A 15,085-nucleotide genomic window follows, 5' to 3' on the forward strand; every position below is an offset into this window, starting at 1 on the left:
AGAAGGGACACGTATTTTTTCAAAACTTGATGTCAGTCAATTAATTACTTAGGCAATTATCTTATACTGTGTTTATCAATAAAAGAGAAATTAAATTTGGAGGGAAAAAGCATGCAACAATATATATTAAGCAAGAAAAATGTTATCACCGTCATCAGTGGATTGTTAATCGCACTCGGTTTCTTCAGTCACTTTGATTTAGAAAACGTAGGACTTTCAGAGTGGTCTTTGATCATCGCCTCTGTCTTTGGGATTACGCCAATTGCCATTCAAGCGTTTCAAGCAATGAAAGTCAAAGTCATCAGTATTGATGTCTTAGTCAGTATTGCAGCGATTGGTGCGCTTTTTATTCAAAATTATGAAGAATCGGCTATTGTCACGTTCTTATTCTTATTCGGACACTACTTGGAACAACGAACATTGAACCAAACGCGATCTGCTATCAAAGAATTGACTGAAATGGCACCCGAAAGCGCCTTGAAACAAATGGATAATGGCGAATTTGAAGAAGTAGAAGTGGATGATGTAGATGAAGGGGATATCTTGCTCGTTAAAACGGGTGCGAAAGTTCCAGTGGATGGCACAGTCCTTACGGGCGAAGGGCATATCAATGAAGCTAGCATTACAGGGGAAGCTGTTCCGGTCAACAAGCTAGCTGATGCAGAAGTTTTTGCAGGAACCATTTTAGAAAACGGAACGATTCAAATCAGAGCTGACCGAGTTGGTGAGGACACCACATTTGGAAAAATTATTGAACTCGTGGAAGAAGCACAAGATTCTAAATCCGAAGCGGAACGGTTCATTGATCGCTTTTCTAAATACTACACACCAGCTGTCTTGGTTCTGGCAATTGTTGTATGGGCGTTCAGTCAAAATATTGAGTTAGCAATCACCATCTTGGTTCTAGGTTGCCCAGGCGCATTAGTTATCGGAGTGCCTGTCTCAAACGTTGCCGGTATCGGGAATGGTGCTCGTAACGGTGTTCTTTTAAAAGGGAGTGAAGTCATTCAAGACTTCAGCAATGTGGATACAATTGTATTTGATAAGACAGGTACTTTAACTGTCGGAAACCCAACCGTTGCAGCGACTGAACTGTATGAAAAAGATTCTGCTGAAACGCTTGGCTATCTGGCCAGTGTGGAACGGGAATCAGATCATCCATTAGCAAAAGCGGTCTTAAATCAAATTGGAGAAACAAATTTTTATCCTGTTGAAGGAACTGAAGTCGTGAAAGGCGGCGGAATCGTTTCAAGTGTAGCTGGACATAGAGTGGCTGTTGGGAATGTGGCCTTGATGGAAAAAGAAAATGTCACTCTCAGCAAAAAAGTGCAAAAAGATGTCAAACGGTTTGAACAACAAGGGAACTCTCTCGTTTTGACAGCGGTCGACGGTGAATTAAAAGTACTGATGGGCATTCGCGATCAAGTCCGTCCGGGTGTGAAAGCTAATTTGCAGGAATTAAAAGACTTGGGCGTGAAAAATCTAGTCGTTCTTTCAGGAGATAACCAAGGAACCGTTGATGTGGTCGCCGGCGAACTTGGTTTGACCGAAGCTCACGGCCACATGTTGCCGGAAGACAAATCGGCTTATATCGGAAAACTTCAACAACGTGGTCAAATTGTAGCCTTTGTTGGAGATGGCGTTAACGATAGTCCGTCCTTAGCTTTAGCAGACATTGGAATCGCAATGGGAAGCGGAACGGACGTAGCGATTGAAACATCCGATGTCGTTTTAATGAACTCGAACTTCAGCAACTTGCCTCACGCATTAGGATTAGTAAAAGCCACCGCAAATAATATGAAACAAAATATCGTGATTTCAATTGGAGTAGTGTTGGTCTTGTTGACCAGCGTCTTCTTCAGCGAATGGATGAATATGTCTATCGGAATGTTGGTTCATGAAGGTAGTATCTTGGTGGTAATTTTCAATGGCATGAGATTAATGAAGTATAAGTTGAAAGGTTCTGTTGCAAAGTTCCAAAATGAACAATACTAGTCTAACACTAGCTATAGTTTATGCAGGTATTCCTAATAATATCTTCATTTCCGTGCAGACTGAAAACCCGAAGAGAGTGCCTTCTTTTCGGTTCTTCTTATATAATCCTCGAATGGCTTCCATGCCTTTAATCGTGGTTGAGGCTGTTCGTAAGCTTCGATAAAATTTGTTTCGTCTCTTGATGGGACGATGATCTTGTTCAATGAGGTTATTTAGATATTTCACCGTGCGATGTTCTGTTCGCTGGTAAAACCCGTGTGCCTGTAATTTTTTGAAGGCACTGGCAATAGAGGGAGCTTTATCGGTCACCAGAACCCTTGGTTCATCGAACTGTTTAACTAATCTCTTGAGAAAGGCGTAAGCTGCTTGTGTATCTCGCTTTTTCCGTAACCATATATCCAGAGTGAGACCATCTGCATCAATGGCGCGATAAAGATAATGCCATTTTCCTTTGATTTTAATATAGGTCTCGTCCATTTTCCACGAATAAATGGACTGTTTGTTTTTCCTCTTCCAAATGTTGTAAAGTAGTTTCCCATATTCCTGTACCCAACGATAGACAGTGGTGTGAGACACGTTAATACCACGGTTGTACAGAATTTCTTGGACGTCACGATAACTCAGGTTGTACCGAAGATAGTAGCCTACAGCGACAATAATCACATCTTTCTGAAATTGTTTGCCTTTAAAATGGTTCATCTTCGTTACTCCTCCTAGTTCCTATTAAACTCAGTTTACCCTATAATGGATCTGAGGGGAAACTTTGCAACAGAACCTTCTATTTCATTGAAGTGCTATCACTTTTACTCATTACTTTTATCAGTGAAACCGTTATCCAATACGTGGTAAACTAAAATCAGACAAAACGTGAGATCCAATGGATGAAAAAGCCAAAAAGAAAATCGTAAAATTATTAGCTCTTGCAAATGATGCCAATGACGAAGAGTCGATGTCAGCCTTGGCAAAAGCACAAGAGTTGATGCTTCAGCATAATATCGATGAATCAGACGTTTTTCATTATAAGCAAGAACAAAAGTCAGAAGCAGTGATCAATACGGTGATTTATGAAGGCCGGCCACAAAAATGGCTTTACCGATTAGCGAGGATCATTGCTAAAAATTTTCGTGTCCGGTATTACTATGTGTCCGGAAAACCGATTGAACTTCACTTTGTTGGGATCGTGTCCGATGTACAAATTGCTCAAATCACGTTTGAGTATGCTCGTGGTAGTGCCAGCTACTGCGCAAGGCAATTTCTTCAGTTGCCTGATATCAGACGAAAATACAAACGGAAATGGCAGTTAAAACAAGACTATTTGGAAGGATACTTGAAAGGTTTGTCGCAAACATTTCGAAAACAAGTGCTGACAAACGGCTATGAATTGGCTTTGCAAGTACCTGAAGTGGTTCAGACTGAAGTCGAAAAGATTGGACTGGTACCTGGGAAAGATACCTCTCATACCGTGAGGGATTGGGAAGCTTTTTACTCGGGTTATGCAGAAAGTGTCCGCTTTAAAGATAAGGATCGATTAGGTGCTTAATAGAGTGATGAAGGGAGTTTATAAAGATGGCTGAAGAAAGACAATGTTACGGTGGGCAATGGAAAGTACCAATAACGCCCTACAATCGACGCTTATACTGGCCGCCTAGCTGGATCAAATGTGATTGCGGTGAGTTAGCAAAACAAGTTCGTGTCAGAAAAGGGGACGTTCTTTATCCTAATGGTCATTATTTATGTAAAGAGTGTCAACGAGAGTATCAGAAGGTCGATGGAAGAGATCACTTTATCCTGGTCAAACCAAATGAAGAATGATGTAGGCGGTAAACTAATTTCTCTTGAAGATAGAGGAGAAAAGGTTTGGACAGTGATCGTTTTCAACCATTTTTCTAAGGAACTGATGGGATTTTTGAGTAACGCTGCGACGGTTGAAAATTTGCAATTTACGCAAAGAAAAGAAGAGTTAGGTATTTTTAAGGAGAACGAAGCAAAGGCAATCCTTGACGCCATACTTGCGCTAAAAGATGAAGAGGATGTGATCCGCAAAACTTTTACAGATAGCGGTCATGTAGACTGGGTATCTGGAAGGTATTTTGATTTTGAAATTGCAAAAGTAACGTTTGAGTAATTGCTGAAGGAATGGTCAAAACCAATTAGAGGAGGAACAATAATGGAAGAATTATTTCTAAACAAGGAACATATTGCCAGATTTAATTTTATGATGGATGAATTGAGCTTTACAGATCTTCGAGATCCTTATTGGCGTAGCTTGGTTTTTTATCTTCACTGGTGATGAAAGATTATTTAACCAACGTCGCTCGATGGTTAATTTTGTCCAAAAAGAAATCAATAGTGACCTATGGTTTGATGGCACTTTATCCGGTGGGGAGCAACGACTGGTTGCTTTAGCCTATAACTTGTTTACCAATCAAGATTTCTATGAATTCGAAAACGGCAAGAGGTATAATATTTCGCCGTTAGAAGTATTTTCTGGTGTTGATGAAGCTGGCCAAGAACGCAATCGACATAAGGCTGCAGTTCTACTAATTCAATTCCATAAAAGAATAGTTTCAACTCCAGGACGTGCTTAGCACGTCCTTTTTTATTCACAGCTAATGAAGTCCTTAATCAATGCATAAATTAGAGTTTACAAAAAAGATTTGCTATGCTCATTTATTAGGGCAGATAAGTATTTTTCTGTGATAAAAATGAATAAAGTGTAAACAAAATAAGCTAGGGGGTAAATATTAAACACTATTTTTAATTATTGCGCTATTTTTATAAATTAAAACTTTATTATTAATTTCGTGTGATGTAATATGTATTAAAGTTAAAAAATATCTAAAAGGAGATTTATGTGTGAATTCAAATTTTAGTAAGTTACCACACCATGTGAGAAAGTGGTATGCATGGGTATATATGGTACCTCTAATTCTAATTTTGGTAGATATAACCTTAACTGAATGCTTGAAAGGTTATTCATTATCAATGCTATTTTTAATACTATATGGTATAAGTTGTTTTTTTTCTACCAAAGCAACAAATGGTAGGAAACAATGGATTATATTAGATACTATCATATATTTATTTTTACTATTGGTTGTTTCTATATTTTACAGATAGAGAAGCACTGAAAAAGTTGAGGGGTTATTATGTCAGAATTAAGTAGATCTGAATATCAAATTATGTGCTATTTTTATGAATTAAATCAGTCTTTGACTAAACATGAATTATTAGAAATATTGCCGGAACTAAACAAAAATACGACTGCTGCGGTGATAAGTAGCCTACTAAATAAAGGATATCTGACAGTAGCAGAGATCAAATATTCTCAGAACGTGCTAGCACGGGCTTACAGACCGAGCATTCCTTATGTAGATTTTATAAAAGATGAGTACGGAGAAGTTGTTGTACAGAAATTAGTTAACCACGCAGTGAGTTCTTTAAATACCAAACAGCAAACAGAATATTTTTTGAATCTCATAAAGGAAAGAAAAAATGCCATAAATAATAATGGCTAAAGTTTTTGATGGACGATTTTATAGTCCTAAGTTAAGTAATAATTATAACTAGTGATATAATTTACTTTGTTAATTATCATGTTATTTTAATACACAGTTTTTTAAAAAATAATAATAGTTTGTGTGATTTAACTTATTTTGTATTTTCTAAATATTCAGTTAATTAAAGTTTTTCTTATTTAATTTTGTAGTTAGCTATTTTAAACAGCATTAAAAAAGGCTATCATCATATTGTTATTTAAATAGTTTTAAATTAAAAAAAGATTGACAAGGTGCTTGTTTGTAATTTACCATAATATTAAGAAATTGCTAGCTATTTCTTAATATTATGGAAGGTGGTTTTAATATGGGTACTAAAGATAAACAGCAGTCTAAAATGCAAGACTCTCTTATTTCCCAAAGTTTATTTACATCATTTTCTTCAAGCTTAGGTTCTTCATTTGCTGACACATCTATCTCGCTTAGTAAAGGCGGCGGTAGTGGTGGTGGCGGCGGCGGTGGCGGCGGTGGCGGTGGCTGCTGCTGTTGTTGTTGCTGCTGCTGTTGTGGAGCAGGAGCTTCTTCTCAAGAGAAAGTTTTCACCAAATAGATTTACTTTAATAGGAGAGAAGTCTTATCTTCTCTCCTATTAATGATTTATATCGGAAGCTAGTAGTATAAATATTGGAGGGGTTTTGATTGAAATATGTAGTTAATCCATATTTGATATATGAATTAGAAGATGAAAACACAACAATAATCCAAACTAAAGATAATTCTTTTGCAACTAAAAATGAAGTGCTAGTTAATTTTCTCAGATATATGGAAGAAAATAAAATCGGAAATATTACTTTTAATGACTTTATGGTAATTTTCAAAGAAGAGAATATTGCTAATGAATCAATAAAATTTTTAATGGATTCATCAATCATTAAGGAAGAGAACAGTACATATTTATCAAGTATAAACGATATAGTAATCTTCTCAAATAGCTCGAAATTTTTAGAATTGTCTAGAGATATTTGGAAAGAAGATCACGAGATAAGGTCACTCGACGAATTTAAAGATCAAAATTACGAGGATAAATTAATTATTGTTTGTTTAGATCCCTTTAGTTTACAAAAGTTAAAAGAAATAGTTAGTTTTATAAATAAAGATAGTACGAATGTATATAAATTTGTTTTTGCATACAATCATAGTCTTTACCTTAGTAATTATTATTCTCCTAGATGGGGAAACCCTTGCCCTCTATGCTTCTTTTATAGTATTGAATCTCAACTAAGAGGTAGTCAATCAGGTAAAAATAATTTGAATTTTCAAGTTATGGTAGATTTGTTTTACAATGAGAAAGGTTTTTTTCAATATGATGGTTTGTTAAATAAAAGTGATTGGCTACCGGTAATCAATCAACTACACAAAGAGAAAAAAATGTCCAAAGCCAACTATAGTATAATTGATGATGTTTTAAAGATTGACTTAAATGACTTTTCATTGAGTTATGATACTTGTTATTTTTGGGAAATGTGTGATTGTTATGAATAAGTACTATTGGAATGAGTATCAATCACAATTTGTTGACAAAGAAATCGAAAAGAAAATTTTAAAGATGTACCAGTTCTCTTTACCAAAAGAAGAAATGAAATTAGAAAATTATAAAGAATTAGTAGACTTCAGTCGCTTAAATACCCCTGACATCGTAATTGAAAGCTATTCTATATATTCAATCGGATCAAATGAATTATTAAAAATATTCGAGAACTTAAAATCTTTTGTTAAAACAAATCAAATGATTCTATGTTTTCCAGTAATTTATGTGAATAAATTTGTAGAAGGACTTAAACCAGGCTCTTACATGTTTGATGTTTATAGTGATCAAATCTTACAAATAAGTAACAAGGTAATAACAGATAATAACTGGAGCAGTGACATTATTGTATCTTGGCTTCTAGACTTAGAGAAAAGTTTACTCATTTATGGAAAGGCTAGTTTTTTTAATGGTATTAAGCATACAATGAACATTAGAGAACGGGCATATAAAGGAGTTCCCATGCAATCTATCTCCCTTTTTAAAAATCATCAAAAATTTGTAAAAGATATTGGAATAAATCCTAAGTTAGCTTTATTGATTGAATCAGATTTAGTTGTTGGAGGAAGCTAATATGTTTTCACAAATTCATACGTCTTATGGATTTACAAAGAACTATCAGAGTACTGAGAGGAAACTGTTCTATATAAACGGAAACAAGATTAAAAAAGGAAACTATTACAATCCAAGTGATGGAACATCTATAAGCACGACCAAAGAACTCGCAATGAAAAAAAGCTATAGTGAATATCTGGAAAGGTTTTTGCTTGGTGTAGGAGGGTTCACAGCTGAAGGTAAATACATTAGCTATGGTAAAACATCAGCATATGGATATATCGATACAACAGGCACTGCTACAGGTATAGAATCGTGTCAAATCTTAAAGAAAGCTTTGTCAGAGTTAATAGAAAAAAATGAGTTGTTTTTACTATGGTACACAGATATTGGAGAAAGGCTTAATGTTGAATTATCAAATGAACAAAAACAATTAATTAAAAGTTTGAATTTTAGAGCTGACGAACATCTTTGTTTAGCTACAAGAAATCTATCAAACTATTACACAGTTATAACGATCAGTTTATATAAAAGACAAATCACTGGGTGCGGAATATCTTGTAATCAAACCATTGAGGAGGCTGTCAAAAAGTCAATAATCGAGAATAAAATAATCGAGTGGCAAAATTATCAGAATGAAGATTCACGGTTTTATCAATCGGTTCCTAAAGATAAAGAAAAGATTTATGATTTTATTTTTTCTAAAATAGAAAAAAGGAATAGTTATCATTGTGAAGAAGGTATTGATAATCTTATTCAAAAAAAACTAATGCTAAACAAGGACATTCCTTTTCCAGAAGTGGTTATTTTAAATGGAAAAAATAATCATAAAAATAATGTCAAAACAATAAAATTAGTTTCTAAGCATCTGCTAAATTGCTTGCCTTCAAAGAGACTTATAAGATTATCGAAGAAACAAAAAATTATTTCAAATATAGATTATAATGCTACAGAATTTGATTGTTTCTTAGTTTGAAAGGGAAGATAAAAATGAATGGATTCCTATTAAATGATAGTAGAATTTTCTCGAAAAAAGGCTTATTTTTAAACCACCACTTCAATAATTATATAGTTAGAGAAGATAAGCAACATGTACAAGCTTATGAAGTTGGGTTTGACAATAGATCATCAAATTTAAAAAAAGTTTTTGGAGAGTTCTTTGAAAGAGAAGTGTTGATAAATACCAACGATTCATTCGAAAACCACACACATGTAAATTATTTGAGTAAAAACATACCTAAAATGATGCCTAAAGGCCTATTTTTATCTAGAGATCGATTTGTTGATTCAAATGGGATGGCATCTCATACAGATTCAAACTCTGTAATAAGAACAGCATTTTTTGAGTTCTTTGAAAGGCAATCATTCATAGTAAATTATTTGACTAAAACTTCAGCTCCAAAAATATCTATCAGTAATTTTACAGAAATAAAGTCAGTAGACAATTATTTAAAAAATTATGTAGATAACACAAACTACTTCAATGTATCTATCTCAGATAAGATTTATGTAATTTTATGTATTGGATATAGTGAAAATTCTAAGTGTATAGGTTTAGGTACTTCAAATGTATTAGAAGAAGCTATAAAAAAAAGTCAGATTGAAGCTTTGCAGTATTTTGCAACGGATTTTAGTAAGACTGCTAAATCTAATACTTTAAAAGATTTTGATGATAGAAAAAAAGATTTATATCATTCACGTTTTGATCAATTATCGACCAATGAATTTTGTAGAAACTATTCATATTTACTAAAGAATATGGAAGATTGTCAATTTGAAAGTAAACTTAAATTTAATTTTAAATTATGGCAAAAAGAATGTAGAGAAAAATTAAAAATGGATCCAGTTATAAGTTTGTTTCACTCGTATCAGCCCATTCCTCATTTGAAGGTGGTAAAAGTGGTTGATGAGAATTGGTTTCCACACATGAATCCTATTTTATATAATGAGAGTGTGTATGCTTTTGTTCAGTCGATTTGTGGAAAAGAACTAGATAAAAGCATAGAGTATATTCCTTTTCCATAAATTCATCGAAGGAGAATATTATGTCAAATGTCATTACTATCTGCAAACTAAATATATCATTACTATTAAAAGACAAACTATCTTTTTTTTGGTCACTAGGGTTGCCTAGTATAATGCTATTTTTTAACAGCAGGAATATAACAACCGTTTATGATTTAACTTACTGGTGGATATATATTGTATTCAATGCTTTTGTTTACGGTGTAGGACTGTTTGCTTTAAATGAGAAAGATACTGGTGCACTATCCATAATATTTTCTATAAAGTGGATACCTGTAAAATTCTTTTTTGGACTACTTCTTACCCAACTAATTTATTCTATTGTTTGCTTAACTATGTTTAACCTCATACCTGCCTTATTTTTCAATTTAAATTATATTCATTTAACAGTGTTATCATTGATAACAATTATAGTAGTTTTACCTGTAGCGTTCATCGGATATAATATAACCTACTTAAGAAATCTTTACTCGTCGACCGTTTCATCCATATGTAATATGGTAATATTTTTATTTTTCGTATTGATAGGAATAGATACACCAGTAAATTACATCAATCCTTTTATTATTATTGGAGATGTGATGAATGATTTAATATCAGGTGATTTTCCAGTGTCTTACTTCCTGATTTGTATAATACTGATTATAGTAAGTATACCTAGTATTATTTTCTTTAAACCGTTATCTAGAGAAAGTAGATGATTTTGTGATTGTTATAGAAAATTTATTTATAAAAGAGATTGAAAAGGAAATAAATTGTAAGTTTGAAGAAGGAATTACTTATTTGAAAGGGAAAAACGGTAGTGGAAAAACGCTATTATTAGATTATATTAGTGGTCTAAGAAATCCACTTCCGAAAAATAGTAAAATAATTAATAATAATAGTTGTATTTATATGCGCCAGAACTTTACTTTTTATAGTCGATTAACTGTAGATGAGTTTATTCACTTTGTTGAGGGGTTGACCAATGAATCAAAAAAAAATTTCCTGAATTTATTAGATACATACTTTCCTGATATAAATTTTGAAAAGTATAAGAAAAAGAAATTAGGTTTATTGTCAGGTGGGGAACGAAGGTTAGTATACATCCTTTCAATTCTCAGTATAGAAAGGAAATGGTATATTCTAGACGAGCCTTTTAGCAATCTTGATCAAGAAACAAGAGACATACTAATGATTATAATAAAAACAATGAGTAGAGAAAAGAAAGCAAATTTTATATTGACAGCCCATGAGAACCTTTCCCTTGATAATTTACATGTTTTAGATTTCAGTTCTATTATCAATGAAAGTAAATAGGATTGATAAAAATCATAACTTTAAAATTAATTTCAGGAGTTTAATATAAAAAACAGAGGGTCAGAAACTTAAAAGTTTTTGATCCTTTTTTAATTGCCCATTTTATAGATTCTCAAGCAGCTCAATTAATTAGGTCAGAAATGTTTTATTTAGAGAGTAACAGAGTATAATGTTACGATACTAGTGCTTAGTGGGTGTATTGTTTTTTTTATGGTAGTTCTGCTTGGTGGATTAGGAGCTTACATAGAAAATAAATACAAAAATGAAAGGAATGAAATTGAGCAAAAATTGTTAAGTTTAGAAAGTTCAGGATCTATTGGAAAAGTCATTGATAGCTTTTCAGATGACTTAGGATTTTTATCAAAAAGTTTAAATTATCAAAGGGTATCTTCGATTAACCAGTTATTGCTAAAATTAAATGAACAAATACATAGCTTTAAGAAAAAGTATCCCAGAGAAAAGTTGAAAACAGATCAATTTGAAGCAATAAGTAAACAATGTAATATTATTCAACAAAAACTAATTGTACAAAATTCAGTAAATGAAATCTTTCAATCCCCCCTCCGGCTATTAATGGTTCAACTGTTCGGAAAGATATTGTGATAGAATACAATGTTGATATTAAAACAATAGATTCTATAAATATAGACATATTTGAAGAAGATAATTGGAAACGAGTGATAAAAGGTTTATTAAGAGAAGTAAAATATCAAATAAAATTAATTAATCATACAGAGGAAGTTATAAATGATTGCTATAGCGGAGATAAAGTAAAGCAGAACATATCGAAAAAAAATATGAAGAAATAAATAAATTGGTTAATAAAATTAAGCGTTTGTCTGATAAAGTAGTTTTGAAAGAGAAACTTAAGGAAATTGAGAGAAATATTGAATTAAGTAATTAAAAAATTTTAACCTTTGTAAAAAAAATCGCAAACTGTGTTTTTTCAATTCGATTTTATTATGGAAAATCCATAAGATCTTAATATAATTGAGATTTTTCATATAATTTATATTGATTAATTAATCACATGAAGCGATTCGTTTGATGTAAGTAATAGAAACAAAATATTCAATTTTTCATAGACCAGATACATTATATATTAATAGGATAACCATAACCTTATTAAGTTTAAATAACATAGAATAATCTTACCAAATTGTAAGGATTATAGTCTACAAATCAATGTCTCGTATTATTGAATTATATTAAAATGGTTCCAGAATATTATCATGAGGTGAAATTTTGTGAAAAAATTTATGAATAATAGACCTGAGAGTCATGTACTTACTTTTGTGTGGAAAACTATTTTATATTTTTTTGTTATCGTTATGATAATTTATCTTTATCACTATAAAAACGTGCAAGGTGGCACCTTTATCTATAATGAATTTTAGGAGGAATGTTCATGAACGTGGTGAATATTGTGCAAGCCATTGAAGAGTGGGCAAAAAAAGATTCAGAGAGGATTGCCTACCGGGAAGATCACCAAGTATATACTTATGGACAATTAGCAGCTCGATCCAATCAATTAGCTGCCTATTTCGAGGAAACGTTGGAAACTCGCGGACCGATTGTTGTTTATGGCGAGTTAGAATTTGACATGCTGACAGCTTTTTTGGCAGCTTCCAAAACTGGTCGGGCATATATCCCCATTGAAAGTACCACACCAAAAGAGCGTGTTGAATTGATCCTTTCTGTGGCTACACCAGATTTGATCATTAGTGTAGCTGACTGGCAAGGTCCGGAAACAATGATTCCAATGCTAGAAATAAATCAATTGGAAGAAATTTATCAAAGCGGGCGCAATTTAGGTAACGCAAAAACGCTCGGAAAAGATGATATTTATTACATCATCTTTACATCAGGAACGACCGGCATCCCTAAGGGAGTCCAGATTAGTCACGGGAATTTATTGAGTTTCGTGCAATGGACATTGAAAGATTTTTCCTTACGCGACGGGATGTATTATTTGGCGCAGGCACCGTATTCCTTTGATCTCTCTGTCATGGGGGTGTACCCAGCATTAACTTCTGGCGGCTGCTTGGTACCTTTAAAAAAGGTTGTCATTAATGACTTCAAAACATTATTTGCGATTTTGCCGCAATTGGCTATCAATGTTTGGATCTCGACACCTTCATTTATGAAACTATGTTTGATGGAAGAGACCTTTGACGGGATGCACGTTCCTCAGTTGGAGCGTTTCTTATTCTGTGGGGAAGAACTACCGAAAAAAACCGCTCAAGAGCTACTGGAACGTTTTCCGAATGCAAAAATCTACAATACTTATGGACCTACTGAAGCGACTGTTGCCGTATCCGGCGTGCAAATCACTGAAGAATTACTGGAGCAATATGATCGGGTGCCAATTGGGTATGTGAAAGAAGATTCGACGGTTTTCTTTATGGAAGAAGATCAACTAGTTCCTAAAGGGCAAGTAGGTGAGATTATCATTAGTGGTCCTAGCGTTTCAAAAGGATATCTGAACAATCCCGAAAAAACAAAAGAGGCATTTTTTGTCCATGAAGGGCAACCAGCGTATCGAACCGGCGATAGCGGCAGAATGACGGAAGATGGTTTGTTGCATTATGAAGGGCGTCTTGATTTTCAAGTGAAGTTCCATGGGTATCGAATGGAACTAGAAGAGATTGACCATCATTTAAGCAATAGTTCGTGGGTCAAACAAGCCGTCGTAGTCCCTAAATATCAAGAAAAGAAAGTGGAACAGTTGATTGCTTATGTCGTTCCCGAAACGCACCCCTTCGAGAAAGAGTTTCAACTGACAAAAGCCATCAAATCTTCACTGAGTGAAACGGTGATGGAGTATATGATCCCGCAGCGATTTATCTATGTTGAGCATCTGCCCCATACGGCAAATGGCAAAATCGACCGCAAACGGCTGACAAATGAGGTGAATCCTTCATGAACCTGCAGCATATGATTCCTTATGCAAATCCCACCTATTTCATTTGGCTAATGGTAGGATTGCTTCCGATGATGCTTGTGCTGCTGTTCAAACAAAAGCGTTGGCAATGGTATCAAACGTTACTCACACTAGCGGTATTGTACGTAAGTTTTGGTGGTGAATATTGGCAGCAGGGTCTGGCGCTGATCGGGTACGTCGTGTATCAGACATTACTCGTCTATGGCTATTATCAGCATCGTCAACGAGCAAATACTTCAGGCGTCTTTTATGGTGCAGTGGTAGCAGCGATCTTACCATTGGCATTGAGTAAAGTCACCCCTTTCTTTGTTGGGCATGCCTCACTGATTTATTTCTTGGGCATCTCTTATCTGACCTTCAAATCGGTGCAAATGATCATGGAGATACGGGATGGCCTGATCAAAGAATACCATCCTTGGCGTTATATCCAGTTTTTACTATACTTTCCAACGATTTCTTCGGGACCGATCGATCGTTATCGTCGCTTTGAGAAAGATCTGCTGAATCCACCGACAAAAGAAGTGTATCTCGACTATTTAAACAAAGGAGTCGCCAAAATAATGCTAGGGCTCCTGTATAAGTTCATTCTTGGTTATTATCTCGGTCAAGTATTACTACCGATCGTGACCAAAGAAGCCCTGCAAAATGGACTGTTCTCTTGGGGAATGCTAGGGTATATGTATGTCTATAGTATGTATCTGTTCTTTGATTTTGCTGGTTATAGTTTATTTGCAATTGGTATCAGCAACTTCATGGGTTATGATACACCAGCTAACTTCAATAAACCTTTTCTGGCGCCCAATATCAAAGAATTCTGGAATCGTTGGCACATGAGTCTGTCTTTTTGGTTCCGAGACTACGTATACATGCGATTGATGTTCACCCTGATCAAAAAGAAAGTTTTCAAAAGTCGTATAGTAGCATCTAATGTCGGTTATTTCGCCCTGTTTCTATTAATGGGCATTTGGCACGGTCTTACCTGGTATTACATTTTATACGGGGTATATCATGCGACACTGATTTGCGGAAATGATGCGTGGATCCGTTGGAAGAAAAAACAAGGAAATCTACCTTCGAACAAACTAACCAAAGCGGTGTCCACTGTATTGACCTTCCAAGCAGTTTGCTTTAGTTTCCTGATTTTCTCAGGAATCTTAGACAAATTATTCGTTAAATAAAAGGAGA

19 protein-coding genes are annotated in these 15,085 nt (G+C 34.2%); 18 read left to right on the forward strand and 1 reads right to left on the reverse strand.

Annotation, left to right across the window (positions count from 1 at the left end; all coding sequences use genetic code 11):
- Positions 1 to 111: 111 nt before the first annotated feature.
- Positions 112 to 1,995: a heavy metal translocating P-type ATPase gene (locus IGI71_RS03535; protein ID WP_428211172.1), complete on the forward strand. Its 1,884-nt coding sequence runs from the start codon at positions 112 to 114 to the stop codon at positions 1,993 to 1,995.
- Between the two features lie 18 nt (positions 1,996 to 2,013).
- Here the strand turns inward: IGI71_RS03535 and IGI71_RS03540 are convergent, their stop codons facing one another.
- Positions 2,014 to 2,694 carry an IS6 family transposase gene (locus IGI71_RS03540; RefSeq protein ID WP_002389568.1) on the reverse strand — a complete coding sequence of 227 codons (681 nt, stop codon included), beginning with the start codon at positions 2,692 to 2,694 and terminating at the stop codon, positions 2,014 to 2,016.
- 178 nt (positions 2,695 to 2,872) lie between these two features.
- Here IGI71_RS03540 and IGI71_RS03545 point away from each other — a divergent pair, with 178 nt between their 5' ends.
- From IGI71_RS03545 to dltB, 17 genes are all read left to right on the forward strand, one after another.
- The gene (locus IGI71_RS03545; protein WP_086295828.1) at positions 2,873 to 3,535 is read left to right on the forward strand and encodes a DUF2786 domain-containing protein; all 663 of its coding nucleotides are present in this window, start codon (positions 2,873 to 2,875) and stop codon (positions 3,533 to 3,535) included.
- Positions 3,536 to 3,561: 26 nt separating this feature from the next.
- The gene (locus IGI71_RS03550) at positions 3,562 to 3,807 is read left to right on the forward strand and encodes a hypothetical protein (RefSeq protein ID WP_010748129.1); all 246 of its coding nucleotides are present in this window, start codon (positions 3,562 to 3,564) and stop codon (positions 3,805 to 3,807) included.
- A complete protein-coding gene (locus IGI71_RS03555; protein WP_010748130.1) occupies positions 3,764 to 4,120 on the forward strand; it encodes a hypothetical protein in 357 nt (118 codons plus the stop codon). The genes IGI71_RS03550 and IGI71_RS03555 overlap by 44 nt, the downstream gene beginning before the upstream one ends.
- Positions 4,121 to 4,162: 42 nt before the next feature.
- On the forward strand, positions 4,163 to 4,285 hold the full coding sequence (locus tag IGI71_RS03560) for a hypothetical protein (RefSeq protein WP_010748131.1): 123 nt from the start codon (positions 4,163 to 4,165) through the stop codon (positions 4,283 to 4,285).
- Between the two features lie 28 nt (positions 4,286 to 4,313).
- The gene (locus tag IGI71_RS03565; protein WP_430616180.1) at positions 4,314 to 4,583 is read left to right on the forward strand and encodes a DUF6075 family protein; all 270 of its coding nucleotides are present in this window, start codon (positions 4,314 to 4,316) and stop codon (positions 4,581 to 4,583) included.
- Positions 4,584 to 5,144: 561 nt separating this feature from the next.
- Entirely contained in the window at positions 5,145 to 5,513 is a 369-nt protein-coding gene (locus tag IGI71_RS03570) for a BlaI/MecI/CopY family transcriptional regulator (RefSeq protein ID WP_010748134.1), read from the forward strand.
- Positions 5,514 to 5,859: 346 nt separating this feature from the next.
- Complete coding sequence (locus tag IGI71_RS03575) at positions 5,860 to 6,102, forward strand: hypothetical protein (RefSeq protein WP_270276838.1); 243 nt, start codon at positions 5,860 to 5,862, stop codon at positions 6,100 to 6,102.
- An 89-nt stretch (positions 6,103 to 6,191) separates the two neighbouring features.
- Complete coding sequence (locus IGI71_RS03580) at positions 6,192 to 7,034, forward strand: McbB family protein (RefSeq protein WP_010748136.1); 843 nt, start codon at positions 6,192 to 6,194, stop codon at positions 7,032 to 7,034.
- Entirely contained in the window at positions 7,027 to 7,650 is a 624-nt protein-coding gene (locus IGI71_RS03585) for a hypothetical protein (RefSeq protein WP_034695557.1), read from the forward strand. The genes IGI71_RS03580 and IGI71_RS03585 overlap by 8 nt, the downstream gene beginning before the upstream one ends.
- 1 nt (position 7,651) lies before the next feature.
- The gene (locus tag IGI71_RS03590) at positions 7,652 to 8,608 is read left to right on the forward strand and encodes a hypothetical protein (protein ID WP_010748138.1); all 957 of its coding nucleotides are present in this window, start codon (positions 7,652 to 7,654) and stop codon (positions 8,606 to 8,608) included.
- A gap of 14 nt (positions 8,609 to 8,622) precedes the next feature.
- Complete coding sequence (locus IGI71_RS03595; RefSeq protein ID WP_010748139.1) at positions 8,623 to 9,657, forward strand: YcaO-like family protein; 1,035 nt, start codon at positions 8,623 to 8,625, stop codon at positions 9,655 to 9,657.
- A 705-nt stretch (positions 9,658 to 10,362) separates the two neighbouring features.
- On the forward strand, positions 10,363 to 10,956 hold the full coding sequence (locus IGI71_RS03600) for an ATP-binding cassette domain-containing protein (protein ID WP_010748141.1): 594 nt from the start codon (positions 10,363 to 10,365) through the stop codon (positions 10,954 to 10,956).
- A 210-nt stretch (positions 10,957 to 11,166) separates the two neighbouring features.
- The gene (locus IGI71_RS03605; RefSeq protein ID WP_034695559.1) at positions 11,167 to 11,559 is read left to right on the forward strand and encodes a hypothetical protein; all 393 of its coding nucleotides are present in this window, start codon (positions 11,167 to 11,169) and stop codon (positions 11,557 to 11,559) included.
- Entirely contained in the window at positions 11,556 to 11,765 is a 210-nt protein-coding gene (locus tag IGI71_RS03610; RefSeq protein ID WP_034695562.1) for a hypothetical protein, read from the forward strand. The genes IGI71_RS03605 and IGI71_RS03610 overlap by 4 nt, the downstream gene beginning before the upstream one ends.
- 450 nt (positions 11,766 to 12,215) lie before the next feature.
- The gene (locus tag IGI71_RS03615; protein WP_080646975.1) at positions 12,216 to 12,353 is read left to right on the forward strand and encodes a teichoic acid D-Ala incorporation-associated protein DltX; all 138 of its coding nucleotides are present in this window, start codon (positions 12,216 to 12,218) and stop codon (positions 12,351 to 12,353) included.
- A gap of 11 nt (positions 12,354 to 12,364) precedes the next feature.
- On the forward strand, positions 12,365 to 13,882 hold the full coding sequence (gene dltA / locus IGI71_RS03620) for a D-alanine--poly(phosphoribitol) ligase subunit DltA (RefSeq protein ID WP_010748143.1): 1,518 nt from the start codon (positions 12,365 to 12,367) through the stop codon (positions 13,880 to 13,882).
- On the forward strand, positions 13,879 to 15,078 hold the full coding sequence (gene dltB / locus IGI71_RS03625) for a D-alanyl-lipoteichoic acid biosynthesis protein DltB (RefSeq protein ID WP_005237703.1): 1,200 nt from the start codon (positions 13,879 to 13,881) through the stop codon (positions 15,076 to 15,078). The genes dltA and dltB overlap by 4 nt, the downstream gene beginning before the upstream one ends.
- Positions 15,079 to 15,085 lie beyond the last annotated feature (7 nt).

It is taken from the genome of Enterococcus sp. DIV1279b, from assembly GCF_050531515.1.
GTDB lineage: Bacteria > Bacillota > Bacilli > Lactobacillales > Enterococcaceae > Enterococcus_D > Enterococcus_D casseliflavus.

Bases quoted from the DNA above. Each gene is read 5' to 3' on its own strand.
- IGI71_RS03585 (WP_034695557.1), top strand. From the start codon at position 7,027: ATGAATAAGTACTATTGGAATGAGTATCAATCACAATTTGTTGACAAA.
- IGI71_RS03595 (WP_010748139.1), top strand. From the start codon at position 8,623: ATGAATGGATTCCTATTAAATGATAGTAGAATTTTCTCGAAAAAAGGC.
- IGI71_RS03605 (WP_034695559.1), top strand. From the start codon at position 11,167: ATGGTAGTTCTGCTTGGTGGATTAGGAGCTTACATAGAAAATAAATAC.
- IGI71_RS03550 (WP_010748129.1), top strand. From the start codon at position 3,562: ATGGCTGAAGAAAGACAATGTTACGGTGGGCAATGGAAAGTACCAATA.
- IGI71_RS03615 (WP_080646975.1), top strand. From the start codon at position 12,216: ATGAATAATAGACCTGAGAGTCATGTACTTACTTTTGTGTGGAAAACT.
- dltB (WP_005237703.1), top strand. From the start codon at position 13,879: ATGAACCTGCAGCATATGATTCCTTATGCAAATCCCACCTATTTCATT.
- IGI71_RS03555 (WP_010748130.1), top strand. From the start codon at position 3,764: ATGGAAGAGATCACTTTATCCTGGTCAAACCAAATGAAGAATGATGTA.
- IGI71_RS03565 (WP_430616180.1), top strand. From the start codon at position 4,314: ATGGTTAATTTTGTCCAAAAAGAAATCAATAGTGACCTATGGTTTGAT.
- IGI71_RS03560 (WP_010748131.1), top strand. From the start codon at position 4,163: ATGGAAGAATTATTTCTAAACAAGGAACATATTGCCAGATTTAATTTT.
- IGI71_RS03590 (WP_010748138.1), top strand. From the start codon at position 7,652: ATGTTTTCACAAATTCATACGTCTTATGGATTTACAAAGAACTATCAG.
- IGI71_RS03570 (WP_010748134.1), top strand. From the start codon at position 5,145: ATGTCAGAATTAAGTAGATCTGAATATCAAATTATGTGCTATTTTTAT.
- IGI71_RS03575 (WP_270276838.1), top strand. From the start codon at position 5,860: ATGGGTACTAAAGATAAACAGCAGTCTAAAATGCAAGACTCTCTTATT.
- IGI71_RS03535 (WP_428211172.1), top strand. From the start codon at position 112: ATGCAACAATATATATTAAGCAAGAAAAATGTTATCACCGTCATCAGT.
- dltA (WP_010748143.1), top strand. From the start codon at position 12,365: ATGAACGTGGTGAATATTGTGCAAGCCATTGAAGAGTGGGCAAAAAAA.
- IGI71_RS03545 (WP_086295828.1), top strand. From the start codon at position 2,873: ATGGATGAAAAAGCCAAAAAGAAAATCGTAAAATTATTAGCTCTTGCA.
- IGI71_RS03540 (WP_002389568.1), bottom strand. From the start codon at position 2,694: ATGAACCATTTTAAAGGCAAACAATTTCAGAAAGATGTGATTATTGTC.